Here is a 25,792-nt window from a genome sequence, read left to right on the forward strand (position 1 = left end):
GCGAGCAGGGAGGTATGCGTGGTTGACGATGTGACGATCGAGAAGGGCCTCGGACCGGAGGGGCGCATCGCCGTGGTGCGGTTCGACCGCGGCGACGGTATCAACGCGCTGTCGCCGGCAGCGCTGCGGCAACTGACCGATGCGGCACGCAGTTTCGAGGACGATGGCGACACTTCGGTGGTGGTACTGACCGGCGGCACCAAATCGTTCAGCGCCGGCTTCGACCTCAAGGATGCCGAAGGCCGTTCGCGCGCGACCATGGACATTGGCACGCTGCGTCGTCACCTGAAACTCGGGCCACGACTGACGCGCGCCTGGCAGGAGATGGAGCAAGTGACGATCGGCGCGATCGAGGGCTTTTGCGTTGGTGGCGGCTTGGCGCTCGCGGTCGCGCTGGATTTCCGTGTCATGGCACGCGATGCGCATCTACGCGTGCCGGAGATCGCACTCGGCATGAGCATGAGCTGGCAGAGCGTGCCGCGCATGCTGCATCTGATCGGCCCGGCGCGCACCAAGCAGGCCGTGATCCTGGCCGACGACCGGATTTCGGCCGAGCAAGCCTACGAATGGGGCCTGGTGGAGCAGGTGGCTGAAACAGGCAAATCCTTTGAGGCCGCGATGGCGCTCGCGGCCAAGGTCGCGGCCCAGCCGCCGATTTCGGTCGCGATGACCAAGCTGACCGTCAACCGGCTGGCGCATGCGCTCGACGATCTCGCCAGCCACATGGATCTCGACCAGTTCGCGCTGGCGAGCCTGACCGACGACCACAAGGAAGGCGTCGCAGCATTCCTCGGGCGGCGCAAGCCGCGCTTCAGGGGACAGTAGGAGCATTACGGGGCGATCTCGTTCGTGCAACTTATGATTGACAAATCTGGCATTTGATCGAACAATGAGACCGTTCTGCTTGCTTGGGGGAGCAATGCTAAGAATTACTATTGCGGCTTTTTGGTTGGTTTTGGTGTTTTCGGGTGCGGCGTTCGCTCAATGGCCGGGAGCCGGAAGCCCGAACGCCAGTCAACCAACCGAGAAAAAATTTGGCGCTTATACCCCGGGAAATGCCGCTACCGGTGGGGATGGGTGTTATTTTGGTGAATGCGGCACCGGATCACCGCCGCCGTCTCGACCGACACCGGACACAACAAATCAACCATCGCCTCCCCCACGATTGCCGCAGCCGCAGCAAACGATGGCGAGCAATATTTGCCAAACTCCAGCCCTTTGGTGCCGTCTATTCCAATCAGGGGCTCCTGGTACACCTTGCTATTGTAACGTTCCGGTCCCGCCAGGTTTCATCAACGGAATGATTGTGCCTCAACAATGATCGCACACAAAGTGACTCGCTTGGCGTTATTCGTAACGGTCGTGATGTCGAGCGGCATAAGCAATGCTGCGGATTTTTGTTCAACCTTGACCGCTGTCGCGAACGAAACGACTAAGGGTTTCAAGAAATTCCGCGGGGAAGACGATGGCACTGGTGGATATAGGACGTCTGTTTCCCTGCCAGGAGCCTCGGAGTGCTACATCGACCAAGATGACTCTTCTTACAATTGCGAATGGCAGCTTGCTTTTAGTGACGATCCAGATGCCCAAGCAAAGACTTTCGCCGATGGAATCAAGGGGTGTTACCCATCCGCCAGCACGAGCGGAGGGCAACCGACGAAAACTGGCATTCACTTTTTCCACCGCCTGAATGGCGTCGAGTTCTACGTGAAGTCCGACCCCAAGAAGCAGCGCGTTCGGATATCCATCGCCAAGGACGAATAGATGCTAACGCGACGAGCAATCCTTTCAGGCACTATAGCCGCGTGTTGTTGTCCGACTCTTGGTGCCGCTCGCTCAGTTTCCGAGATCGCGGGCTGCTGGCTCCTGCCCGGTGAAACTTCGCTTCTTGGTCTGGGGGAAAAGGATTTCGGTGCGCTTCCCAATTCAGATGATATGACAAACACGTCCGGAGACAAGAACCTTGATCGTGCGCTAGGTCGAGCACTTGCGCGCATTTCAAGCGCCTTCAAAGTAAACCCGAGTTTTGCTTTCTTTGCGGATGATAATTCGCCAAACGCTTATGCATCGCCGGATACAAATACTGCTGGAACGCACGGATCTGTTGTATTCGGTCGAACTCTTTTTCAAGATCAGTTTCGTCGATACAATGATCAGGGCGTTTCGGTACTTGCAATCGCCGCGCATGAATTTGGACACATTTGTCAATTCCAACAAAATCTATCGGGTGCTCTGCAAGGATCGGAGCGCACTGTTCGTCGTATAGAACTCCATGCCGACTATCTGTCAGGTTGGTATCTCGGCCTCCTGAAGAAGCGTAACTCTTCGATCAGCCTCTGGTCGTCCGGCGATACCTTCCATCGGATCGGTGATAGCAACTTCACTAATAAACAGCACCATGGCACGCCGGAAGAGAGAGTTGCGGCATCTAAGGCCGGCTTCGACCTTGCTAACGGTGGTGAAGAAAACGTGCAGGGGGCTATTATGCGAGGCAAAGACTACATTCTGAGTCTCCCGCCGCAGCAGTAGGCTCTCGTTCCAGCGACATCAACGCAATCCCCTCGAACAGCACGCCGATAATTCTGGCCGAAAGCCGTGCCTAAGGGGACGCTAACGGGTGCGCCTAGCGCTTGGTGATGCGATCACGGCCGGCGAGGTCGGCCTCCCAGCCGAACACCGAGCGGCCGTCGAGATCAGGCGAACGCGCGCGCTCGCTGGCGACGTAGGCGTCGAAGGACGGGCCCGTCGCAGTGCGCTCGAGCCTGCGGGCCTGGTCATCCAGGCGCTTCAGCGCCTGCAGCTCCTCGTCGCGGCCGAGCTTGGCCTGCATCACTGCCGATTTCAGCACTCCGATGGTCTCGTCATAGACCTTGATCGGCACCGGAAACGGATGACGGTCCTTGCCGCCATGCGCCAGCGAGAAGCGTGCCGGATCGCGGAAACGGTACGGCGTGCCGTGGACGACCTCGGCGACCATCGCGAGCGACTCCACGGTGGCGGGCGCCGACGCCGGGCGTCAGCAGCAGTTCGGGGAAGTCCAGCGGTCCGCGCTCCGCGGCCGCGGCGAGGGTGCCGTGCAGGCGGCGGATGAAGACATCGCTCGAGCGCACGTCGTGATGGGCGGGCATGATCAGGTGCAACAGGTCGCCTTGCGCCTCGACCTGCTCGGTCAGTTCGGCATACTCACGCGCGATGCCGTCGGGACCGAGGCCGGCGAGCAGATCGAGCTGGGCCTGGCGCGAGGCATCGGCGCGGTGGTCGGTCAGATTGAAGATCTCGCCCTGCGATGGACCGTCGATCGCGCTGTGCGGCTCGTCGACGAAGCTGCGCAGCCCCTCGGAATGCCAGTGATAGCGCCGCGCTTGCCGCTTGCTGTCGCTCATGCCTTGCTGGACCACGGTCCATTTGCCGTCCACGGTGACGAAGAAACCGTGCAGATAGAGCTCGAAACCATCCTGGACCGCGGCGCTGTCGACCTTGGCGACCAGACGGCTGGCGCGGGTGAGGGCAACCCCATCGAAGCCGGTCCGCTCGCCCAGCGCCGTCAGCTCGTCCGGCGTGCGCCGCGAATGCTTGCCGCGGCCGCCGCAGACATAGATGCCGAGCTCGTCCTGCATTGGCGCGAGCCCGCGCTTCAGCGCGCCAATCACGCTCGTGGTGATCCCCGACGAATGCCAGTCCATGCCCATCACGGCGCCGAACGACTGGAACCAGAACGGATGTGAGAGCCGCTGCAGGAATGCGTCGCGGCCGTAGTGATGGACCACCGCCTGCGTGATGATCGCGCCCAGGGTCGCCATGCGCTCCGCCAGCCATGGCGGCACGCGGCCACCATGGAGAGGCAGATCGGCGCTGCCGGTACGTCGGGCCATCGTCGGCAAGCCTCCAAGGAGCGAGAGTCGGGGACAGACTAACAGGCAAAGCCATTGGCCGTTGCGGATTCCCGCATAAGACCGGCACACAAGATGGAGTTCTTAAGGTTTTTCTGGAAAGGTTCCGCTCACAAAAAAGCGCGAAATCCCCCATAAGAGTGCCGGAACGGGGTGTTTCTCACATAAGATTGCCACGCCTTCCGAAGAAGCTTGGAAAATCCGAAATCATGATCATGGACCCTGGAATTGCCGATGCCGACGCGATGGGCAAGGGCGCTCTGCCTGGGCTTCGGTCGCGGTTCCTCAACCGCCGGGCGTTTCTATTCGGCTCCGCTGCCGGTCTTGCCGCATTCGGCCTGACCGGTTGTGCATCGGACTACATGAGCCTGGCCGAGGCTGAGAAAGTCTACGGGCCCGTGCCTGACGAGAAATTCCCGATCCCTGCGGTCGATGTCAGCAAGGTCAAACCGCAATATTTTCGCAAGACAGTGCGCTACGACAGCGCCGAGGCTGCCGGTACGATCATCATCGATCCCGGCAAGTACTATGTTTACCGCATCGAAGGCGAGGGCAACGCGACCCGCTATGGCGCCAATGTCGGCCGCGATGGCTTCCGCTGGAGCGGCGAGGCTTATGTCGGGCGCAAAGCCGAATGGCCTACCTGGACGCCGCCCAAGGAGATGATCGCGCGCCAGCCGGAAGCGGGCAAATATGCTCGCGGCATGCCGGGAGGTCTCGACAATCCACTCGGTGCCCGCGTGCTCTATCTCTATCAGAACGGGGCGTACACGCTTTACACGATCTATAGCACCAGCGACCCCGAGACCATCGGCAACGGCATTACGAGCGGCTGCACCGGTCTCCTCAGTCAGGACATGATCGACCTCTATTCGCGAACGCCGCTGAAGACCAAGGTGATCGTGCTGCCGGCATAGGCCAACGCAGTCGGCGGCCCAGCGCTGGCTCGGACAGCACACAGTCGAGGGCCGCTGCCAGAACGGCTCGCTTCATCGCGAATGTCCTCAGGCCGCTTCGGCGTTGATGGCGCTGACGGCGAGCTTGGTGAGGGCTTCATCCGTCTTCTTTTCTTCGGCCAACGTCTGGTCGATGAGCTTGACGGCATCCTTCATGCTGAGCTTGGTGGCCCATGCCTTCAGTGTGCCGTAACGTGCGATCTCGTAATGCTCGACCGCCTGCGCCGCGGAGACCAGGCCCGGATCGAGCGCTGGAGTGTCGGCGTACTCCTCCATGATCTCCTTGCCTTCGTCGAGGATACCCTCGATGGCGTCGCATTTCTTGCCACGCGCCGGCTTGCCCATCAGATCGAAGATCTGCTCCAGCCGATCGATCTGCCCTTCGGTCTCGTCATGATGCTTCTCGAATGCGGCACGCAGCTGGTCCGACCCGGCGGCCTTGGCCATGCGTGGCAGCGCCTTGAGGATCTGCTTTTCGGCGTAGTAGATGTCCTTGAGGGTATCGAGGAAGAGGGCGCTGAGGTCTTTCTCCGACATTGGTGGCTCCGTGAGTTTGGGTGATCCGTACCCAACAACAGGCACTCTGCAACCTCGTTCCTATCTGCGACGGTTCACCCGCGGATCGATTGCGTAGCTTTGCCGCAAGCCTTTCAAGGAACGAAGCGTCGGCGCGTCTGTTGGACAGTCTCAACTTTCAACGGAGAACCGCGATGGATTGGAATCGTGTCGAAGGCAACTGGAAGCAGGTCAAGGGCAAGGTCAAGGAGCAGTGGGGCAAGCTGACCGATGACGACCTCGATGTCATTGCCGGCAAGCAGGATCAACTCGAAGGCCGTCTGCAGCAGCGCTACGGCTATGCCAAGGATCAAGCCACGAAGGAAGTGAATGATTGGTACAGCCGCCAGAAATGGTGACCGCTGCGGCATTCGGGGCCCCGCTTGAGCGGGGCCTTTTGCTTTGCGTGGTTTGGAACGGGTGCGAATGGGAAACGTTGAAGAGTTGCCGTCGTCGACGTTAAGCGAGGGCATGCATGCCGATCACGGTCCGACCGACCCAGCCCGATATTGCCATTGCGCGCGCTATCGCGCGGAGCACAACCCCGCCAACAGAACGCGCCGCGTCAATCCTGACGTGGGCCGCGGACGAGCATATCGTCTGCGCCGTGGCACTTGGATGGTGGCTATGGTGTCGGGGCAAGCCAGAGCCGCGGCGCCGGGCGAGTGACCATCTTCTGGTCACGGCGTTGACCGCATCCCTGGTTCCGCATCTGCTCAAATTGGTCTTCAACCAGAAGCGGCCGGACCGGCTCACCGTCGTTGGTCATTTACACGGCATTCCAATCTCCGGCAGGGCCGAGGACTCGTTTCCGTCAGGGCATGCAATTCAGGTCGGCGCCATCAGCTCGGCGGCGAGCCAGCTTCCCGAGGGCCAGCGCGGGATCGTCCGGGCGCTCGGCGCTTGTCTCATATCGACGCGCGTGCTGTTGCTGGCGCATTGGGCCAGTGACGTCGTCGTGGGATCGGCGATCGGGGTTCTGCTCGAGCGGTCGATCCGATGCGTCACGGGGTACGGGCGGCCGGAGCAGGTCTGACACGATCGATCAGCTCAGGTCCGAGTCACAAAATCCATCAGGTCGAGCCAGAGCGAAGCAATGGGATAGCGGCCGGGCGCTTGGCGGCCGCTCCCATATCCATAATTCGCATAAGGTATATTATGGAATATTTATATCTCCAATTAGATCAGATATTTAGTGCGAAATCTTCGCACCAGCCCGCAGCTTGGCGGCTGTCCGGGCTTGTCTCGATCGCTGCTCCGGCTGGTCCAGCCGCGATAGCAATCCACGCCCACGCGTCTCGGCAGAAAGCCGATATTGCCGCGACGTACGGACGCTGCAATAAGCGCCAGCTGTGCAGAGATCGCTGGTGACCCCGCGGCATCAGGTCCGTATAGGATTGGCATCTCAGAACAACAACAAGCCTCTCGAGGGAGCAAACCCAATGAGCTTTTCACGACGCACGCTGCTGAAGGTCTCCGCCGCTTCCGCCGTCCTGGGCGGAATTGGCGCGCCGTATGTCGCGCGCGCCCAGTCGGCCGAGTTCTCGTACAAGTTCGCCAACAACCTGCCGGAGTCGCATCCGTTCGTGGCGCGCGCCCGGGAGATGGCCGCGGCGATCAAGACCGAGACCAACGGCCGGTTCGACCTGCAGGTGTTTCCGAACAGCCAGCTCGGCTCCGATACCGACATGCTGAGCCAGGTGCGCTCGGGCGGCGTCGAGTTCTTCACGCTGTCCGGCCTGATCCTGGCGACCCTGGTGCCAGCCGCCTCGATCAACGGCATCGGCTTCGCATTCCCGGACTATCCCACGGTCTGGAAGGCCATGGATGGCGAGCTCGGCGCCTATGTGCGCGGCGAAATCAACAAGGCCGGCCTCGAGGTCATGGACAAGATCTGGGACAACGGCTTCCGCCAGACCACGTCGTCGACCAAGCCGATCACCGGTCCTGACGACCTCAAGGGCTTCAAGATCCGCGTACCGGTGTCGCCGCTGTGGACCTCGATGTTCAAGGCGTTCGATGCATCGCCCGCCTCGATCAATTTCAGCGAGGTCTATTCGGCGCTGCAGACCAAGATCGTCGAAGGCCAGGAAAACCCGCTGGCGCTGATCTCGGCGGCGAAGCTGTACGAGGTGCAGAAGTACTGCTCGCTGACCAACCACATGTGGGACGGCTTCTGGTTCCTGATGAACCGCCGGGCCTGGGCGGCGCTGCCGGACGATATCAAGGCCATCGTCGCCAAGAACGTCAACGCGGCCGCCGTCAAGGAGCGCGAGGACACCGAGAAGCTCAACGCCACCGTGAAGCAGGAGCTCACCGGCAAGGGCCTCGTGTTCAACCAGCCCGAGGTCGGACCGTTCCGCGACAAGCTCCGCGCTGCCGGCTTCTACGCCGAGTGGAAGAGCAAGTACGGCGAGAAGGCCTGGGATCTGCTCGAGAAGTCAGTCGGCAAACTGTCCTGATCGATCACGCGGGAGGCTTGCCAGGAGGATTGCCATGGCTCATGTCGAGATGACGCCGGCCGTGGCCGGCGAGGCGGCGTCACAGCCCCCTCGCCGCCGCTCCGTTCTCGGTTCCATCGACGCTACGCTCGGCTGGGTGGTCGAAATCCCGGCGGCGATCCTCGTCGTCGCCGAGGTCGTGATCCTGTTCGCCGGCGTGGTGTCGCGTTACGTGCTGCATGCGCCGCTGATCTGGTCCGACGAGCTGGCGTCGATCCTGTTCCTGTGGCTCGCGATGCTGGGATCGGCGGTCGCGTTCCGCCGCGGCGAGCACATGCGGATGACAGCATTGGTCGCAAGCGCCGGGCCGAAGTTGTGGGCCTATCTCGACGTGGTCGCGACCTGCGCCGCGCTGGCGTTCCTGATCCTGATCGTGCGGCCGGCCTATGAATACGCCTACGAAGAGAGCTTCATCACGACGCCGGCGCTGCAGATCTCCAACACCTGGCGCGCGGCGGCGCTGCCGGTCGGCACCTGTCTGATGGGGCTGTTCGCGCTGCTGCGGCTGGCGCGGGTCGGCGATTTCAAGACCTTCCTGCTGGCCGCGCTGACGGTGGCCGCGCTGATCGGCGTGTTCTGGCTGGCGCAGCCGATGCTGCGGCCGCTCGGCAATCTCAATTTGATCATCTTCTTCGTCGGCGTGGTCGGCTTCTGCGTGTTCGCCGGCGTGCCGATCGGCTTTGCGTTCGGCATGGCGATCTTCGGCTATCTGGCCCTGACGACACGGACGCCGCTGATGGTCTTGGTCGGCCGGATGGACGAGGGCATGAGCCATCTGATCCTGCTGTCGGTGCCGCTGTTCGTCTTCCTCGGCCTCCTGATCGAGATGACCGGCATGGCACGCGCGATGGTCGCGTTCCTGGCGAGCCTGCTCGGCCATGTCCGTGGCGGCCTGCATTACGTGCTGGTCGGCGCCATGTACCTGGTCTCCGGCATCTCCGGATCGAAGGCCGCCGACATGGCCGCCGTCGCGCCCGTGCTGTTCCCCGAAATGAAGCAGCGCGGCGCAAGGCCAGGCGATCTGGTCGCTCTGCTCGCCGCGACCGGCGCCCAGACCGAAACCATTCCGCCGAGCCTCGTGCTGATCACGATCGGCTCGGTCACCGGCGTCTCGATCTCGGCGCTGTTCACCGGCGGCCTGCTGCCGGGCGTGGTGCTGGCGATCACGCTGTCGGCGCTGGTGTGGTGGCGCTACCGCGGCGAAGACCTCAGCCACGTCCAGCGCGCCTCCGGCGGCGAGATCGGCAAGGCGCTGGTGTTCGCCCTGCCCGCATTGGCGCTGCCCTTCGTGATCCGCTACGCCGTGGTCGAAGGTATCGCGACCGCCACCGAAGTCTCCACCATCGGCATCGTCTATGCCTTCCTCATCGGCCTTCTGATCTACCGCAAGTTCAACTGGCGGCGGCTGGTGCCGATGCTGATCGACACCGCGTGCCTGTCGGGCGCGATCCTCTTCATCATCGGCACGGCGACCGGCATGGCATGGGGCCTGACCCAGTCCGGCTTCTCGCGGGCGCTGGCGGCGGCGATGACCGGGCTGCCGGGCGGTTCGGCAGCCTTCATCGCGGTCTCGATCCTGGCTTTCGTGATCCTCGGCAGCGTGCTGGAGGGCATTCCGGCGATCGTGCTGTTCGGGCCGCTGCTGTTTCCGATTGCGCGCCAGGTCGGCGTCCACGAGGTGCACTACGCCATGATCATCATCCTGGCGATGGGCATCGGACTGTTCGCGCCGCCGTTCGGCGTCGGTTACTATGCCGCCTGCGCTATCGGGCGCGTCGATCCGGCCGAGGGTATAAGGCCGATCTGGGGTTACATGCTGGCGCTGTTGATCGGCCTGATCATCGTTGCCATCTTCCCCTGGATATCGATCGGTTTCCTTTAAAGCACCTTGCGGATGGGATAGAGCCATGAGTGCAGCCCAGAACCAGTACTCGATCGGGCTCGACAAGACGCCCGCCAACTACGTGCCGCTGACGCCGCTGAGCTTCCTGGCGCGCTCGGCCGCGGTCTATCCCGACCACGTCAGCGCGGTCTATGAGGGCCGCAGCTTCACCTGGAAACGGACCTACGAGCGCTGCAAGCGCTTCGCGTCCTATCTTGCGGGCCGCGGCATCGGCCACGGCGACACGGTCGCGGCGATGCTGCCGAACATCCCGGCGATGAACGAGCTGCACTTCGCGGTGCCGATGACCGGCGCGGTGCTCAACGCGCTGAATATCCGCCTCGACGCGGCGTCGATCGCGTTCCAACTCGACCATGGCGGCGCCAGGATCATCCTGGTCGATCCCGAATTCTCCGGCGTGATCGCGGAGGCGTTGACGCTGATGCAGGGCGCAAAGCCGTTCGTGATCGACGTCGACGATGCCACCTTCGCCGGCGGCAAGCGGATCGGCGAGATCGAGTATGAGGCCGCGGTTGCGCAAGGCGATCCGGCTTTCGCCGAGCGGCCGCCGGCCGACGAATGGGACGCGATCGCGCTGAGCTACACGTCGGGCACGACAGGCAATCCGAAGGGCGTCGTGACCCATCACCGCGGCGCGTATCTGAACGCCGTCAGCAACATTCTCGCCGGCAATCTCGGCCAGCATCCGGTCTATCTCTGGACGCTGCCGATGTTCCACTGCAACGGCTGGTGCTTCCCGTGGACCATCGCGGCGACCGCCGGCGTCAATGTCTGCCTGCGCAAGGTGGACCCGGCGAAGATCTTCGAGCTGATCCCGAAGCACGGCGTAACCCACATGTGCGGCGCGCCGATCGTCTACAACACGCTGATCAATGCGCCCGATGCGCCGAAGGGCGGCAAGGCAAAACCCGTCGTCGGCCTGATCGCGGGCGCGGCACCGCCGGTTGCCGTGCTCGAAGGCGCCGAGCGCATCGGCATCAAGCTGACCCATGTCTATGGGCTGACCGAGGTCTACGGCCCCGCCTCGGTCTGCGCCGAGCAGCCCGGCTGGGATGAACTCTCGGCCGATGCCCGTGCGCAGCTGAAGCGCCGCCAGGGCGTGGCCTATCCGCTGCAGGAAGGCGTCACGGTGCTCGATCCCGAGACGATGCGCGAGGTGCCGCGCGATGGCGAGACCATCGGCGAGGTCATGTTCCGCGGCAACATCGTGATGAAGGGCTATCTGAAGAACGAGAAGGCGACGCAGGAAGCCTTTGCCGGCGGCTGGTTTCATACCGGCGATCTCGGCGTGCTCGACGCGCACGGCTACGTCATCATCAAGGACCGCTCCAAGGACATCATCATCTCCGGCGGCGAGAACGTGTCGTCCGTCGAGGTCGAGGATATCCTCTACAAGCACCCCGCGGTGCTGTTCGCAGCGGTGGTGGCAAAACCGGATCCGAAATGGGGCGAAGTGCCCTGCGCCTTCATCGAGCTGAAGGACGGCGCCAAGGCGACCGAAGCCGAGATCATCGCCTATTGCCGCGAGCATATGCCGGGCTTCAAGACGCCGAAGTCAGTGGTGTTCGGCGTGATCCCGAAGACATCCACCGGCAAGATCCAGAAGTTCCTGCTGCGCAACACGGTCGGATCGGCCAAGGCGATCTCGGCCTGAGTTTCAGCCTGCCCGATCGAGCGTCAGGCGCATGCCGTCATAGGCCGGGATCACGCCGGCCGGCAGGCTCTGCCGCAGCACCTCGTAGTCGAGGTCGGAATGCATGTTGGTGATCACCGCGCGCTTCGGCTTGAAGCGCTCGATCCACGACAGCGCGTCGGCAACGCTGAAATGGCTGGGATGCGGCGCATAGCGCAAGCCGTCGACGATCCAGAGCTCGAGTCCTTCGAGCGCCGGCCAGCTCTCCTTGGGAATGTCGTGCAGATCGGGCGTGTAGGCGGCATCGCCGATGCGATAGCCGAGCGCGGGGATCCTGCCATGCTGCACCAGGAAGGCCTCGAGTTCCAGCGGACCGCCCTTCCCCTGCACCGCGTGGCTCTCGCCGGCCTCGATCGAATGCCGGGTCAGGATCGGCGGATAGTCGCTGCCTTCCGGCGAGATGAAGCAATATGAGAACCGCGCCATGATGTCCTTGGCGGTCGACTGGTTGAAGTAGACTGGGATGCGGCGGCGCTGATGCAAAACCACGGAGCGCAGATCGTCGATGCCGTGGGTCTGGTCGGCATGCTCATGCGTCAGGAACACCGCGTCGATATGCTCGACATTGGCGTCGATCAACTGCTCGCGCAGGTCGGGCGCCGTATCGATCACGACCCGCGTGGTGCCGTGCTCCATGGTGCGCTCGGCCATGATCGAGCAGCGGCGGCGGCGGTTTTTGGGATTGCTCGGATCGCAGGCGCCCCAGCCGAGCGCCGGGCGCGGCACGCCGGCGGATGAGCCGCAGCCCAGGATGGTCAGTGTCAGCGTCATGCAGCAACCTTCGGCGCCGGCACCTTGGAGAACAGCCGGAAGAAGTTTTCGGTGGTCTGCCGCGAGATCTGCTCGAGCGAGACACCGCGGGTTTCGGCGAGCACCTTGGCGACCTCGACGACGTAGGACGGCTCGTTGCGCTTGCCGCGGAACTTGCCGGGCGCAAGATACGGCGCGTCGGTCTCGACCATGATGCGATCGGCCGGCAGCTCGGCAGCAAGTGCGCGCAGGGCGTCCGACTTCTTGAAGGTCAGGATGCCCGTGAACGAGATCGACAGTCCGAGCGCGATCGCCTTCATGGCGAGCTCGCGACCGCCGGTGTAGCAGTGCAGCACGGCCTTGAACGGGCCCTTCGCGACTTCGTCCTCCAGGATGCGGCCGCAATCCTCATCGGCCTCCCGGGTGTGGATGACGAGCGGCAGACCGGTTTCGCGCGCCGCCGCGATATGCGCGCGAAAGCCGCGCTCCTGGGCCTCGCGCGAGCCGTGCTCGTAGAAATAATCGAGCCCCGCCTCGCCGAGCGCCACGACCTTGGGATGCCTGGTCAGCTCGATCAGTTCGCTCGCGGGAATGCCGTCCTCTTCGTCGGCATGGTGCGGATGGGTGCCGACCGAACAGTAGACGTCGGGAAACCGCTCCGTGATCGCAAGCAAACCGCCGAGCCGCCTCACCCGGGTCGAGATCGTGACCATGCGGCCGACGCCGGCCGCTGCGGCGCGGCCGACGATCCCGTCGAGATCGTCGGCGAAATCGGGGAAATCGAGATGGCAGTGACTGTCGACCAGCATGAATTTCGAACCACTCATTCGGTCTTCGGTTCCACGTAGCGCGGAAACACGCCGACCGGCGCCGGCAGAACCGTGCCCGGCTTGATCCGCTCCGCGATGGCCGCGAAGTTGCGCGCATCGGCAGGGACGCCGAGGCTGTCGAGCATCTTGCCGCAGGACTCCGGCATCACGGCCTGCGCCATGATCGCGATCTGGCGCACCACTTCAGCGGTGACATACAGCACCGTCTTCTGGCGCGCCGGATCGGTCTTCGCCAAGGCCCACGGCGCCTCGCCGGCAAAGTAGCGGTTGGCCTCGGCGACCACCGCCCACACCGTGTTGAGCCATTGATGGATCTGCTGCGTCGCCATCGCGGTCCGTGACGTCTCCAGCATGGCGTCGGCTTGCGCCAGGATCGCCTTGTCGTTGTCGCTGAACCCGCCCGGCTCCGGCAGCACGCCGCCGAGCTGCTTGGCGATCATCGACAGCGAACGCTGCGCCAGATTGCCGAAATCATTGGCGAGGTCGGCATTGATGCGCGCGACGATAGCCTCGTGGTTGTAGTTGCCGTCCTGGCCGAACGGCACCTCGCGCAGGAAGAAATAGCGCACCTGGTCGACGCCGTACTGATCGGCCAGGTTGAAGGGATCGACCACGTTGCCGACCGACTTCGACATCTTCTCGCCCCTGTTGAACAGGAAGCCGTGCGCATAGACGCGCTTCTGCACGGGAATGCCCGCCGACATCAGGAAGGCCGGCCAGTACACCGCGTGGAAGCGGATGATATCCTTGCCGATGATGTGGACGTCGGCAGGCCAATAGCGCCAGTGCTTGTCGCTCTCGTCGGGAAAGCCGACGCCGGTGATGTAGTTAGTCAGCGCGTCGACCCAGACATACATCACGTGCTCGGGATCATCTGGGACCTTGACGCCCCAGTCGAAGGTGGTGCGTGAGATGGAGAGGTCCTTCAGCCCGCCGCGCACGAAGCTCATCACCTCGTTGCGGCGCGAATCCGGGCCGATGAAATCGGGCTGTCTCTCGTAGAGGTGCAACAGCTTGTCCTGATAGGCCGAGAGCTTGAAGAAATAGCTTTTCTCCTCGACCCAGTCGACCGGCGTGCCCTGCGGACCGCGGCGGACATTGTCCTCGCCGACCGTGGTCTCATCCTCGGCGTAATAGGCTTCGTCGCGGACCGAGTACCAGCCTGCATAGGTGTCGATATAGATGTCGCCGTTGTCAGCCATACGCTGCCAGATTGCCTGGCTGGAGCGGTGGTGCTGTTCTTCCGAGGTGCGGATGAATCGGTTGAACGAGACGTTGAGCCGCTCGTCCATCTCCTTGAAGCGGGCAGCGTTGCGGGTCGCAAGGTCGTGCGGCGTCATGCCCTCGCCGGCCGCGGTCTGGATCATCTTCTGCCCGTGCTCGTCGGTGCCGGTCAGGAAGAACACGTCCTTGCCGTCGAGCCGCTGGAAGCGCGCCAGTGCATCGGTCGCGATCGCCTCATAGGCGTGACCGATGTGAGGTTGGCCGTTCGGGTAGGCGATCGCGGTCGTGATGTAGTAGACGTTGCTGCGGTCCGCAGCAGGTGCCGGGACGGACGCGCGCGGAGTCGCTGCGGGTTTCGGTTGCTTGGGCGCGCGAACCGTTGCCGCCTTGGGAGCCTTCTCGGCAGCCGGAGCTCTCGGCGCCGCAGGCTTCTTTGCGGACGAAGCCACGGCTGCAGCGGCTGGCTTCTTCGGCGGCGCCTTGCGGGCCTTCGCGGCAACCTTCTTGACGGCCTTTTTTGCGACCTTCTTGGCCGCAGATTTCTTCACGCCCTTGGCGCCCGTCTTGGACTTGGCGACCTTCTTCGCCTTCTTGGTGACGCGCACACCCTTCTTGGTCTTGGCAGCGCGCGACTTCGCCGTGGCTTTCCTGGTCGCGCGAGCGGGCGATGCCTTCTTCGTCTTCTTGGCTTTTGTCGACGATGTCTTCTTAGCAGTCGCCACCACGGAATCCTTTGCAGATCGAAACGAGATTGTCGGGAGTGTTGTCAGGCGGATGTGTCTTCGGACGAGTAAGTTTTCGGACGAGTGCGCTTTCAGACTTGGCGTCTATCGGGTCGCGTCCGCGAGCATCGAAAACACCGAGAAAACCAGCGGCTTGCGCTCCAGATTGTAGGCTTCGGTATCGCGCGCGGCGCGGACGATCTTTTCCCATACCTCCGCCAGCCGTGCAAGGCGCGGCAGATTGGCGTTGGCGTCGCCGGTGCGCATGCGCTCGCTCATCCAGCGATCGATGCCGTCGATGAAAGCGGCAAGCGCGACGCGATCGCTGGTACCGAGCGCATCACCCAGTGCATGCAGCTCACGCGGATCGACGCTCGGCAGCGTCGCCAGCAGCGCGGCGGTGCGCTGTTGCAGCTTGAGCGCGTCGCCACCGAGCAACGATAGTGCCCGCCCCACGCTGCCTTCCGAGGCGGCCGCGGCGTCAGCCAGCGCAGGATCATCAGGGGCCATGTCGGTTGCGGCCGCGGCCGCGCGCAACACATCGCCCGTCTCCAGCGGCCGCAGCAGCAATTTGCGGCAGCGGGACAGGATGGTCGGCAGCACCCGTGACGGCGCGTGGCTGACCAAGAGGAACAGCGACTGCTGCGGCGGCTCCTCGAGGATTTTCAGCAGCGCGTTCGCGGCATTGGGATTGAGCTCGTCGACGGTGTCGACGATGCAGACGCGCCAACCATCCACTGCGGCGGTCGAGCCGAAGAACGAGATCGTCTCGCGCGTCTCGTCGACCGTAATCACAGTGCGCATCACGCCGCGGTCGTTGAGGCCGCGCTCCAGCACCAGCAGACCGCCGTGCGCACCGGCGGCAATCTGCCGCGCCACCGGATCGGACGGATCGACCCGCAGCGTCGGCGCTGCCTGGACCTGCGATGACTTCGGATTGCGGAATGCGAGCACAAACCGCGCCATGCGGTAGGCCAACGTCGCCTTGCCGATGCCCTGCGCGCCGCCGATCAGCCAGGCATGCGGAATTCGTCCGCTGCGATAGGCATCGAGCAAGGCGGTCTCCGCCTCGCGATGCCCGAACAGATCGGCGGTTTCGCGCGGGTTGCGAGCGGGGCTCTCCTGTTCGACCTTGCGTGCGCTCATGCCGGTGTGTCTGCCGTGAGCGTTGCGCGCAGATGCTCGCGCAGCGCGGCCCATATCCTCGCCGCGACCACGTCCTGATCCGCCGTCGCATCGATCAGCACGCAGCGCTCCGGGTCTTCGGCCGCGATCCGGCGGTAGGCGTCACGCAAATCCTGATGGAACTTGATGCCCTCGGCTTCGAAACGATCCGCCGTGGCATTGCCGCGGCGCATGGCGGCGCGTTGCAGTCCGACTTCGACCGGCACATCGAGGATGAACGTGAGATCGGGCTTCAGATCGCCGATGGTGACGCGCTGCATGGCATTGACGAGGCCGGCCGGCACCTGCCCGAGCTGGCCTTGATAGGCGCGCGTGGAATCGAAGAAGCGATCGCACAGCACCCAGATGCCCTGGTTGAGCGCCGGCAGGATCACGGTACGGACATGGTCGTCGCGCGCGGCGGCAAACAGCAGCGTCTCGGCCTCCGGTCCCAGCAGTTTGCCCATCCCCGACAGCACGAGGTGGCGGATGATCTCGGCGCCGGGCGAGCCGCCGGGCTCGCGGGTCACGATCACGCGTAGTTTGGCGACGTCGAGCCGTTCGGCGAGCTTGCGGATCTGGGTCGATTTCCCCGATCCCTCGCCGCCTTCAAAGGTGATGAAGCGACCGCGCAAGCTCGGCCGTTGGACTGCTGCTTCCGCCATCTCAGAGCTTCTCGACCCCTGCGCGGAACATTCCGATCACGAGCTCCTGGGCACCGTCGAGCGCGCGGCGCATCGTCGATCCGGTGCCGACGGCATCGGCCGCGAATACCGGAGTCTCCATCGCGACATTGCCGCCGCGCCAGACCCGGACGACGCCGATCTGCTGACCGGCGGTGATCGGGGCCTTGACCGGTCCGCTATAGATGACGCGCGCGAGCAGCTTGTCGTTGCCGTTCTTCGACACCATCACCTTGATCGGATCGGGGCTGACCAGCTTGACCGAGCGGCTCTCGCCGCCGAACACCCGGGCATAGCCGACCGGCTGGTTGGCCGCGATCAGGACCCGGGTCTCGAAGCTGCGGAACCCCCATTCCAGCATCTTCTTGGCTTCGGTGGCGCGGTCTTCGGAATCCTCGAGGCCGTTGACCACGACGATCAGCCGCGTGTCGTTCTGCACGGCCGAGCCGACCATGCCGTAGCCGCCTTCCTTGGTGTAGCCGGTCTTCAGGCCATCGGCGCCGGGCAAGGCGTTCAACAGCGGATTGCGGTTCTGCTGGCGGATCTTGTTCCAGGTGAACTCCTTCTCGCCGAACAGCTTGTAGCGGTCCGGGTAGGTCAGGATGATGTGACGCGCCAGCACGGCGAGTTCCCGCACCGTCATCTTGTTGGTCGGGTCCGGCAGTCCGTTGGAATTGCCGAAGGTCGACTTGGTCATGCCGAGCTCGCGGGCGCGCTTGGTCATGAAGTCGGTCGCAAAGGTATGCTCGTTACCGGCGATGCCTTCGGCGAGCGCGATGCAGGCGTCGTTGCCGCTCGGGATGATCGCGCCGTGCAGGAGGTCGTCGACCGAGACCTTGCTGTTGATCGCCGCGAACATCGTCGAGGTCCCGGACGGCGCCCCACCCCGCCGCCAGGCGTTCTCGCTGATCCGGTACTCATCGGTGAGCTTGATGTCGCCCTTCTTGATGGCGTCGAACACCACCTCGGCGGTCATCAGCTTCATCATGCTGGAGGGCGCGCGCAGCTCGTCGGCGTTCTTCTCGAACAGCACGCTGCCCGAGGATGCCTCGACCAGGATCGCGGTCGGCGCATCGCCGTCGAATCCGCCTTCTTCCTTCTTGGCGCCCTGGACGCTCTGGTTGGCGGCATAGACCAACCCGCCGCAGCCGATCGCCAGCGCGACCGCAGCCGCGACCAGGCCACGCCAGCACTGCCCGGCGCGAGCTGACAACGTGCGGGGAATTGCGGTCTGGGCTGCCATCGGCGATGTCCTGAAAGACTGCGTTCTAACAGTTGGAAGTATCGCAAACAACTGAGGTTTCGCCGCTTGTGCACGGTCGGCTGGATTGCCGGCTGCGCTGAACGCCCGTATCCTTGTTCGTCATCTTTGGAACCAGCTAGCGACAGCAGAACCGGCAAACAAGGCGGAAACGCGAATGTCATCCTCCCGCATCATTTCCGCCAACGGCATCGACATATTCGTGCGCGAGGCCGGGCAAGGCCCACTGGTCGTGCTCTGCCATGGCTGGCCGGAGCTGTCCTACTCGTGGCGGCACCAGATCGCAGCACTCGCCGCGGCAGGCTTTCGGGTCGTCGCCCCCGACATGCGCGGCTTCGGCCGGACCACCGCCCTGGCCGATGTCGGCGCCTATACGATCTTCGATACCGTCGGCGACATCGTCGCACTTGTGGCTGCGCTCGGCGAGCAGCAGGCGATGGTCGTCGGCCACGATTGGGGCGCGCCGGTGGCCTGGCACGCGGCCATGTTCCGCCCTGACATCTTCACCAAGGTCGCCGGCCTCAGCGTGCCGCCGCCGTTCCGAGGCCGCGGCCGTCCGTTGGAAACCCTGCGCGAGAACGGCGTCACGAATTTCTATTGGCAGTACTTCCAACCGCCCGGCGTGGCCGAGGCCGAATTCGAGCGCGACATCGCCCAAACCATGCGGCTGGTGCTCGGGCGCGGTGTCTCCGATCCGAGCTCGATGTTCGTCGACGAAGCCAAGGGCTTCCTCGGCAAGCTGCCGGCCGGAATGCCGCTGCCGGCCTGGCTGACCGAGGCCGACATCGCCGAATTCGCTGAAGGCTACCGGGAGTCCGGCTTTCGCGGCGGCCTGAACTGGTACCGCAATCTCGATCGCAATTGGGAGCTGACCGCGCCCTGGCAGGACGCCCAGATCCATCAGCCGTCGCTGTTCATCGCCGGCTCGAACGATTCGGTGATTACCGGGCTGATCGGTGCGAAGCGCGTCGCGGACATGGAACGTGTGCTGCCGAACCTGCGGCAGAAGCTGATCATCGAGGGCGCCGGCCACTGGATCCAGCAGGAGCGCCCCGACGAGGTCAATGCGGCGCTGATCGCATTTCTGAAGTGATCAGGCCAAAAGCCTGATTCGCAACGACTTGATCCAGTAAGCGGCTTTGTTCAGTAGAGCCCGCGCCCGCTCAGCACTTCAGCCGGCCCACGCGCGTCGATCGGCACATAGGCTGCGGCCGGGCTCGGGGCTGCAGCGTAGCGGGCGTCACCCTCGTAGGAGACTTCGCGCGGATTGTTCGCCACACGGCGGTGCGACCGGCTCGAGGCCGACATTTCCGAGGTGGCGTTGACCGAGGCGTAGTCGGCCTGGGTGTTGCCGAGGCTGTAGGGCCGCCCCTCTGGCAGCGGAACGTCGCCGCGGAGCCGGCCCGACGAGGACGACATCTCGGGCACGAACGGCCGGGCCGAGGCGACCCGGACCATCGACGGGGACGGCGCCGGCGTACCGGTGCGCAGGGTCGCTATCAGCTGGCGGTCGTCGGAACCTTCGAGCGGTGCCCGGCCGACATATTCGACCCGCACGCGTGCGACGCCATTGCCTTTGAATTCAAGCAGTTCCGCGGCTTTGTTCGAGACGTCTATGAGGCGATTGCCGTGGTACGGGCCGCGGTCGTTGACGCGAACGACGAGCGATTTGCCGTTGCTCAGATTGGTGACGCGGGCGTAGCTAGGCATCGGCAAGGTCGGATGGGCGGCCGTGAGCGAGCCCATGTCGAACACCTCGCCGTTGGCCGTCAGCCGGCCATGGAAATCATCGCCGTACCAGGACGCCATGCCCTCGGCGCGATAGTTCTCGTTCTCCTCCGGCACATAGGTGCGGCCGGCGACGACATAGGGCTTGCCGATGCGGTAGGTGCCGCCGCCCTTCGGCACGGGGTCACCGAGCGCCACGACGCGCGGGCTCGAGGAGACGCCATATTTGGGATCGATCCGGCTGCTGAGCTGGTTCGAGGAGGCGCAATTGGCAAGCACAAGGCACGAGGCCACCGCAACGGCGCCGCGCGCCGTCCGGATCATCGAATCTGGCCGTCTAATCCCCATCTGCCCCAAGTACCATTCTGCGCGGACCCGCGCCTGCTGCGAGGCGTCGGGATCGATTCTGTCACTGTGCGGCCCACCTCCGCACCGGATGGTGAAGATATCGCAACCGGAACACGGCGGAAATGGGGTGAGCCTTAACGCTATGGCACCTTGGTAAATTGCCTGTTGCGTCGCCTCAGTTGTTCTACGGAGACCGAACCGCCCAAAACGCCCTCGCCTGTCCCGCTATCAGACACACTGTTGCAGCAAATCATCAGTCGGGGCGCTTCTTCAATTCCAACAATTGAATCTTTTTGACTGTGCAAGGCTGCAATCGTTTTCTCTCGGACGTGGGGCGCAAAGGAAGTTTGCGATGATCGAGACGGTTACAGCGGTGATGGGCCTGGTGAGTGCGGCGATCTTCTTGGCGCACGCTGTGGAAGGCTATCGGTACCGGGCCTGACAGTCCGTTGAAGGCGGAAAGACGCGTCACCTCTTTCCAGGAGTGAATGTTCGGAAAGCTTTAATCAATTCGGATGAGCATCGGTTGAAGGCAGGTGTATCATGCGTAGTCACGATTTGGTCTCCGACGGATTTCTGACCCTGACCGCAGCAAGCCTCGTGCTGCTGTGCTCGAGCCTGCTGGCCTTCGCTTTCGGTTGAACCAATGATGCCGTGGGCGCCGTCTGCGCCCATGCGACACGGCCTTGACCACCCTCACCTCATAGCGCGCCGATCGAACCTTGGCTTCAGTCTTCGAGTGCTGGCGATTGCGGCCCAGCACGTGCCGGGCGGTCCGATCTCCACAGCACAGATCCGTGGTCTTTCCCAGCGTCAGTCCTGATGCACCCTCCACCTCCCAGGAGAGCATTCGCGAATGACCGACTCGGTAAGAGAGGGAACGTCCGCCCTGCTCGTCAGCACGGATGGCCGGCTGCTGATGCAATTGCGCGACGACCTTCCCCACGTTACCGATCCCGGCAAGATCAGCCTGTTTGGCGGCCGGCGGGAGGGCAGCGAGACCTTCCTGGAATGCGTGGTGCGCGAGATCCACGAGGAGATCGGCTATTACCTGCCGCCCGAGCGTTTTGAGCTGATCGGTCGCTATTTCGGACCGGATCATTCGACGCCGGGCGGCACCCTTCGCGGCGAGGTATTCCTTGCGCGGGACGTGCCGATCGACCGGTTGAAGGTCACTGAAGGCCGCCTCGAGATCGTGGCCGTGGGTGGCCTCGAGCGCATCAGCGGCAGGCTCGCACGGCCGGCGGAATATGCGCTGGCGATCTTCCTGAAGCGCGAACCGACTACCTGAGCGATGAAACCAGGCCGCGGACGAGATCGTCGATCATCGGCAGCGCGACCGCGGGCTGGGCAACGTCGATATCGTGCACATGCCAGTAGGTTACCTTGTCGGCGACCTCGGGGAACCGCCGCTCGATGAGCGGACGATGCTCGGCCTCCTTGAGCGCGATCACCAGGTCCACGCCGTCGAAATCAGCCAATGAACATGGCTGCGGATAGCGCGCCGCGCCCTCCGGAACGATGCCGTTGGCGCGAAGCCGGTCATCAGCAAACACCGACATGGCGCCGACATTGTCGGGCGAGCCCCGTTCGGCGGCGCCTCTCGATGAGGCGCGCCACGGCAGGTTTTCGCCGCGCGCAAGATGATTGAACAACTCCTCTGCGTATCGACTGCGGTAGTAGTTGCCGGTGCAAAGGAAGAGGATGCGCTTCATGGACATCATGATGGCCAATGGCGGTGGTTGCGGTCAACCGTGGTGCGTGCAGGCCAACTTGTCGTCGCGCTCACACGCGGTCGGTTCGCCGCTGGCGGACCGAGCAGACGGCCCACTTCGCTCCGACGTTCTCGCCACGTTCGCGTTGGTTCGGCGGCGCCCGATCCGAATGATCCGGAAGGGTGGCCGCGTAACGGAAAACGGCCTCAGCATGGGGATTGCTGAGGCCGTCATTCCGTCTGCTGGGGGCGCGGGCGCCAGTCAGTAGGCCGCCTCGATTCAGCAGAGCGCCGGTACATCCGCGGCAGCCCGAATTGTACTCGACGTCGGAGCGTGCTTGCCGAGGTCTCACGGGGTACCCCGCAGGGCGCATCCGGCAGCCCATGTCCTGCGTCGCACTATTACCGCAACGTAAGTCCCCAGAAGGCGATGAGCAGCAAGGCGCAGGCGCCCAGTCCCATCAGCGGCACGACGGCTTCCAGCATCATGGCCGAATCAACTCCGCCCGTAGCCCAAGCATGCGCGCGAGCGCAGCGTTTGTCGTCGTCCACCTCTGACGCCACCGCAATAAAAACGGCCTCGACGCAGGGCGCATCGAGGCCGCATGCAATCTCCCGCAGTCGGAGTTGGGGCAACTGAGACGGCCAGCTTAGGTCGATCGCAAAGCAGGCCGACGGATAGCCCCTCGGATGGCGTCAGCCAGCACGACCCCTCCGTCGACCTGGTGGCCGGGCGAGCGATCGCGAACGATGACGAAAATGAAGGGAGGAACGCTCCTGGGCCGTTCCAGCGAGCGCTGCTCGCAGAATCATGGCGCACGCTCGAGCATTCGAGGCGACGGGTACGCCTAAAACTTACGTCCGGAGGAGTCCATCTTTTTGCATTCCCCGCTGACTGTGAGGGATTTCCGTTCCGTCGACAGGGTTTTGGTAGCCTTGCCTGACTGCCGGGAAATAGTGATCGAAAGCGAAGCCGTGTGATCCTTTCCACCGATGGTAATGTCTGTCGGGCCATCGAATGAGAAGGAATCTGGGTTCACTCGCCAGCCCGTTGCTGTATCGACGTAGTACTGGAGGGTCGATGCGGCCATGGTCCAATCATCGGTAGAGGCAAGCGGAAAATCGCACTCCAATGATGCGACCAGCGTTTGCGCGTGACCTTCCAAGGTCAACGCTCCCAAGGCCAGAAGCGATAGAAATCCATTCCGTATGACTTGCACCTAACAACTCCTCGAAGCGGCTTATCGTCAAATCGATCGGCGATCTCCGTGTGGCGCGCCTGAAGCGCCCCACTCCATGTAAGCAATCTTGCCCTCTGCATCGAATTCCATATTCGCAGTCGTCGCTCCACGCGGTGTACGAACGATATCGACGTCCCGTTCAGGACTGGCTTGAGATCGCTCAGCCCGGACGGAACGCAGTCGTCCAAACGCTCTTTCCAGAAGGCCATCAATAGGCGTCCGGCCAATCGATCGCTGCGGCCATCGGCTCAAAGGACATATTTCCTCACCTACATCCGTATCGTAGCTGAGGAATAGAGCGCTTCCAGGAGGAACCGATACCGGGAAAAATACTGCCCGGGTGAAAGCTACCTCAGCTGGCGGCGGCGTTCAAAAGCCGCTGCTGGAAATCAATTGGTCGCGCGCCCGCTACGCCCGACCGAAACCACCGTCGGCGGCATCGCAGTTTCGTGAGAAATCCCCGATGTGCACATACTCCGAATTTGACGGTCGCTGCGAACCGACAGTCATCGTGGCGTCGATTCTTGCTTGTAGAGTGATGACGGTAACCGGCGCGAAAGCGCCTCCGAGACACAGGGGGCGTAAATGGACGAACGAAAGATTGCGATGTTGCGCGTGCATGAGCAAAACATCGAGCATTACCGAGGGTTGCTTCGCACCAGACTTAGCGAAGTCGAGACTCACTTCATCGAGCAGCGCTTATCCGAAGAGCGTTTCGCAATCGAGCTGCTGAAGTTTATGACCCGTGGGGACACATCACCCAGGACGGATCTGTTCGTATAAGACGACACCACATACCCCTTCGGTAGTAACCCGTTTTGCGAGGCGAACCCTGGCACGCCTTGTGCCGACCCCCCTCATATGTCGGGATTTTGCACATCCTTCCCGGGGGCCAGGATCAACGCCGCCAGCGAGCATTTTAAGTCTGGCGGCATTGTTGCGCGTAAGCTCAGGTCATGCCCCTCACGCGAAAGCCGATCGATCCGGCCGCAATTCGCCGGCCAGTTCGCAGCGGACACGCACGCCGATCAAGAAGCGCTACGGCAAAGAATGGCCCGGAGCGACTTCCCAGCCCAACGCGGGTTCCACAACCTCCGGCAATCCGTGCATCCGAGCTGATCGATGCCAGCGTAATACGTTACTGTCTCAATGCGCTTTGGGCATGTGAGGCCGGACATCACCTTGCGCGTCTACGTCCACTTGTTTAGGAACGACGACGGCAAGGCGGCGGCGATCCATGCGATGCTGGCGCGTTAGCTGCCCAAATCGGGTGCCAATTTCGCGGTTCGTGCTCTTCGAGTCTGCCGCTAAGCACTTGAAACTGTTGGTTTGGAAGGGTGGCCGAGTGGTTTAAGGCACCGGTCTTGAAAACCGGCGTGCCCGCAAGGGTACCGTGGGTTCGAATCCCACCCCTTCCGCCAAATCACAGCGACGGTCGCGACTGCTCGGCAACGACCGGGAAGCTCCGTAGAGTCCCGGGTTGCCCTTCGCTCTCGGGTGCGGGAGCCTTTCTGCTCCTCCTGAAGGCGGGGCAAGATGGATATTGCTGCCATCGGCGATCAATGAGCACGGAACGCAAAGCTCAGTCCGACCGTTCCGAACCGCTCGATGCGCTGAGGGGGCTGGCCATTTCGATGGTCATCGCCCGGCACTATTTCGGCTTCAAATATGGCATGCTGGGCGTTGATCTGTTCTTCGTCCTCAGCGGATTTCTGATCGGCGGCATCCTGCTGGATAGTCGCGAACAGCCCGGCTATTTCTCGTCCTTCTATGGGCGGAGAGCGTTTCGGATCCTGCCGCTCTATTGGCTGCTGCTGGCGCTCGTGCCGCCGGATCACTGGGGCTACTATTTGTTCTTCATCCAGGCCATCCCGTGGCTGGAGTTCGGCTACCCGCAGTCCGATTTGACCTTCGTCACCTGGACGCTCGCCATCGAAGAGCAGTTCTACCTGATCCTGCCGATCCTGATTTACTGGCTGCCGCGCCGATGGCTGATCCGCACCATTTGGATAGGCGTGCTGCTGGCGCCGGTCTGGCGCTGGCTGTTTCACGCCTATCTGCCGGACCATTCCTGGCAGTTTCTGCTGCCCGGCCGCCTCGACGAACTGTTCGGCGGCGTCCTTCTCGCCTGCTTCATGCGCGGCTACTGCCGCTCCCGCATTTTGTGGATGGTGCTGGCCTGCGTGCCGCCGCTCTGCGATGTGGCGTATGCCGTCATGGTTGCCCCCTTCGGCTTTCTCTCCATCGCAGCATGGGCTTGCTGCGCGATTGTCTGGCTTGGCGCCAACATGGAACGGACAGAGCTGCTCCGTCCGTTCGTGTGGCCGGGACGCAGATGCTATTCGCTCTATCTATTCCACATGGTCGTCTACGACGTGTTCTTTGACCTCGGCCGCCCGCTGGCAGGGTGCCTTGCGCTTCCGGTCGTCTGCATCCTGGCGGAAATCACCTGGCGTACGATCGAGTCTCCGCTGATCAATTTCGCGCAGCGACGATTTGCGCGAGCCGAGCCGGGGTTGGTCAGGGTCGCTGGAGTCGCTTAGAGCAAATGCAAGGCTGTGACCGGAGCAGCGGCCATGCCAAATGGCCGGGCGCTCATCCTGCTGCCGCGGTTGAATCTCCTGCCGGA

General features: G+C 63.2%; 23 protein-coding genes, 1 tRNA gene and 1 pseudogene. 14 read left to right on the forward strand and 11 right to left on the reverse strand.

Annotation, left to right across the window (positions count from 1 at the left end; translation table 11 throughout):
- The first annotated feature begins 18 nt into the window (after positions 1-18).
- The 3 genes from ACVISU_RS01050 to ACVISU_RS01060 all read left to right on the forward strand — a co-directional run bounded on the left by ACVISU_RS01050 (position 19) and on the right by ACVISU_RS01060 (position 2,529).
- Positions 19-825, forward strand: a complete 807-nt coding sequence (locus ACVISU_RS01050; protein WP_456705706.1) for an enoyl-CoA hydratase/isomerase family protein — start codon at positions 19-21, stop codon at positions 823-825.
- 492 nt (positions 826-1,317) lie between these two features.
- Positions 1,318-1,764, forward strand: coding sequence for a hypothetical protein (locus ACVISU_RS01055; RefSeq protein ID WP_456705707.1), 447 nt, complete (start codon positions 1,318-1,320; stop codon positions 1,762-1,764).
- Positions 1,765-2,529: a hypothetical protein gene (locus ACVISU_RS01060; RefSeq protein WP_456705708.1), complete on the forward strand. Its 765-nt coding sequence runs from the start codon at positions 1,765-1,767 to the stop codon at positions 2,527-2,529.
- Between the two features lie 94 nt (positions 2,530-2,623).
- On the opposite strand, the pseudogene ACVISU_RS01065 reads toward ACVISU_RS01060, so the two are convergent.
- Positions 2,624-3,872, reverse strand: a pseudogene (locus tag ACVISU_RS01065) (DUF763 domain-containing protein).
- A 227-nt stretch (positions 3,873-4,099) separates the two neighbouring features.
- Here ACVISU_RS01065 and ACVISU_RS01070 point away from each other — a divergent pair.
- The gene (locus ACVISU_RS01070; protein WP_050404516.1) at positions 4,100-4,807 is read left to right on the forward strand and encodes a L,D-transpeptidase; all 708 of its coding nucleotides are present in this window, start codon (positions 4,100-4,102) and stop codon (positions 4,805-4,807) included.
- A gap of 87 nt (positions 4,808-4,894) precedes the next feature.
- On the opposite strand, the gene ACVISU_RS01075 is transcribed toward ACVISU_RS01070, so the two are convergent.
- On the reverse strand, positions 4,895-5,383 hold the full coding sequence (locus tag ACVISU_RS01075; RefSeq protein ID WP_050404515.1) for a YciE/YciF ferroxidase family protein: 489 nt from the start codon (positions 5,381-5,383) through the stop codon (positions 4,895-4,897).
- Positions 5,384-5,556: 173 nt separating this feature from the next.
- On the opposite strand from ACVISU_RS01075, the gene ACVISU_RS01080 reads away from it, so the two are divergent.
- From ACVISU_RS01080 to ACVISU_RS01100, 5 genes are all read left to right on the forward strand, one after another.
- Positions 5,557-5,760: a CsbD family protein gene (locus ACVISU_RS01080; RefSeq protein WP_050404514.1), complete on the forward strand. Its 204-nt coding sequence runs from the start codon at positions 5,557-5,559 to the stop codon at positions 5,758-5,760.
- A gap of 116 nt (positions 5,761-5,876) precedes the next feature.
- A complete protein-coding gene (locus ACVISU_RS01085) occupies positions 5,877-6,437 on the forward strand; it encodes a phosphatase PAP2 family protein (protein ID WP_050404513.1) in 561 nt (186 codons plus the stop codon).
- A gap of 406 nt (positions 6,438-6,843) precedes the next feature.
- Positions 6,844-7,863, forward strand: a complete 1,020-nt coding sequence (locus tag ACVISU_RS01090; RefSeq protein ID WP_456705709.1) for a TRAP transporter substrate-binding protein — start codon at positions 6,844-6,846, stop codon at positions 7,861-7,863.
- 34 nt (positions 7,864-7,897) lie between these two features.
- Positions 7,898-9,784 (forward strand): TRAP transporter large permease, encoded by a 1,887-nt coding sequence (locus tag ACVISU_RS01095; RefSeq protein WP_456705710.1) that lies wholly within the window; start codon positions 7,898-7,900, stop codon positions 9,782-9,784.
- 25 nt (positions 9,785-9,809) lie between these two features.
- Positions 9,810-11,459, forward strand: a complete 1,650-nt coding sequence (locus ACVISU_RS01100; RefSeq protein WP_456705711.1) for an acyl-CoA synthetase — start codon at positions 9,810-9,812, stop codon at positions 11,457-11,459.
- 3 nt (positions 11,460-11,462) lie between these two features.
- Here ACVISU_RS01100 and ACVISU_RS01105 read toward each other — a convergent pair whose 3' ends face one another.
- From ACVISU_RS01105 to ACVISU_RS01130, 6 genes are all read right to left on the reverse strand, one after another.
- The gene (locus tag ACVISU_RS01105; protein ID WP_050404509.1) at positions 11,463-12,269 is read right to left on the reverse strand and encodes an MBL fold metallo-hydrolase; all 807 of its coding nucleotides are present in this window, start codon (positions 12,267-12,269) and stop codon (positions 11,463-11,465) included.
- Positions 12,266-13,057: a TatD family hydrolase gene (locus tag ACVISU_RS01110; RefSeq protein WP_456710736.1), complete on the reverse strand. Its 792-nt coding sequence runs from the start codon at positions 13,055-13,057 to the stop codon at positions 12,266-12,268. The genes ACVISU_RS01105 and ACVISU_RS01110 overlap by 4 nt, the downstream gene beginning before the upstream one ends.
- Before the next feature lie 14 nt (positions 13,058-13,071).
- Positions 13,072-15,027, reverse strand: coding sequence for a methionine--tRNA ligase (gene metG / locus ACVISU_RS01115; RefSeq protein WP_456705712.1), 1,956 nt, complete (start codon positions 15,025-15,027; stop codon positions 13,072-13,074).
- 102 nt (positions 15,028-15,129) lie between these two features.
- A complete protein-coding gene (locus ACVISU_RS01120; RefSeq protein ID WP_456705713.1) occupies positions 15,130-16,170 on the reverse strand; it encodes a DNA polymerase III subunit delta' in 1,041 nt (346 codons plus the stop codon).
- Positions 16,167-16,853: a dTMP kinase gene (tmk, locus tag ACVISU_RS01125; RefSeq protein WP_456705714.1), complete on the reverse strand. Its 687-nt coding sequence runs from the start codon at positions 16,851-16,853 to the stop codon at positions 16,167-16,169. Before tmk ends, ACVISU_RS01120 begins: the two co-directional genes overlap by 4 nt.
- Position 16,854: 1 nt before the next feature.
- Positions 16,855-18,114, reverse strand: a complete 1,260-nt coding sequence (locus ACVISU_RS01130) for a D-alanyl-D-alanine carboxypeptidase family protein (protein WP_456705715.1) — start codon at positions 18,112-18,114, stop codon at positions 16,855-16,857.
- Between the two features lie 175 nt (positions 18,115-18,289).
- Here ACVISU_RS01130 and ACVISU_RS01135 point away from each other — a divergent pair, with 175 nt between their 5' ends.
- Entirely contained in the window at positions 18,290-19,225 is a 936-nt protein-coding gene (locus ACVISU_RS01135; RefSeq protein ID WP_456705716.1) for an alpha/beta fold hydrolase, read from the forward strand.
- A 50-nt stretch (positions 19,226-19,275) separates the two neighbouring features.
- On the opposite strand, the gene ACVISU_RS01140 is transcribed toward ACVISU_RS01135, so the two are convergent.
- On the reverse strand, positions 19,276-20,208 hold the full coding sequence (locus ACVISU_RS01140; RefSeq protein WP_456705717.1) for a septal ring lytic transglycosylase RlpA family protein: 933 nt from the start codon (positions 20,206-20,208) through the stop codon (positions 19,276-19,278).
- 856 nt (positions 20,209-21,064) lie between these two features.
- Between ACVISU_RS01140 and ACVISU_RS01145 the strand changes: the two genes are divergently transcribed.
- On the forward strand, positions 21,065-21,499 hold the full coding sequence (locus tag ACVISU_RS01145) for an NUDIX domain-containing protein (protein WP_050404503.1): 435 nt from the start codon (positions 21,065-21,067) through the stop codon (positions 21,497-21,499).
- Here ACVISU_RS01145 and ACVISU_RS01150 read toward each other — a convergent pair.
- Complete coding sequence (locus ACVISU_RS01150; RefSeq protein WP_050404546.1) at positions 21,492-21,932, reverse strand: arsenate-mycothiol transferase ArsC; 441 nt, start codon at positions 21,930-21,932, stop codon at positions 21,492-21,494. The genes ACVISU_RS01145 and ACVISU_RS01150 overlap by 8 nt on opposite strands.
- An 838-nt stretch (positions 21,933-22,770) precedes the next feature.
- Positions 22,771-23,142 (reverse strand): hypothetical protein, encoded by a 372-nt coding sequence (locus ACVISU_RS01155; RefSeq protein ID WP_157113467.1) that lies wholly within the window; start codon positions 23,140-23,142, stop codon positions 22,771-22,773.
- Between the two features lie 606 nt (positions 23,143-23,748).
- On the opposite strand from ACVISU_RS01155, the gene ACVISU_RS01160 reads away from it, so the two are divergent.
- The 3 genes from ACVISU_RS01160 to ACVISU_RS01170 all read left to right on the forward strand — a co-directional run bounded on the left by ACVISU_RS01160 (position 23,749) and on the right by ACVISU_RS01170 (position 25,706).
- Complete coding sequence (locus tag ACVISU_RS01160; protein WP_456705718.1) at positions 23,749-23,946, forward strand: hypothetical protein; 198 nt, start codon at positions 23,749-23,751, stop codon at positions 23,944-23,946.
- Between the two features lie 548 nt (positions 23,947-24,494).
- Positions 24,495-24,584 (forward strand) — tRNA-Ser (locus tag ACVISU_RS01165).
- A gap of 141 nt (positions 24,585-24,725) precedes the next feature.
- Positions 24,726-25,706: an acyltransferase family protein gene (locus tag ACVISU_RS01170; RefSeq protein WP_456705719.1), complete on the forward strand. Its 981-nt coding sequence runs from the start codon at positions 24,726-24,728 to the stop codon at positions 25,704-25,706.
- The last annotated feature ends 86 nt before the right edge of the window (positions 25,707-25,792 follow it).

Source organism: Bradyrhizobium sp. USDA 4452 (assembly GCF_054063575.1).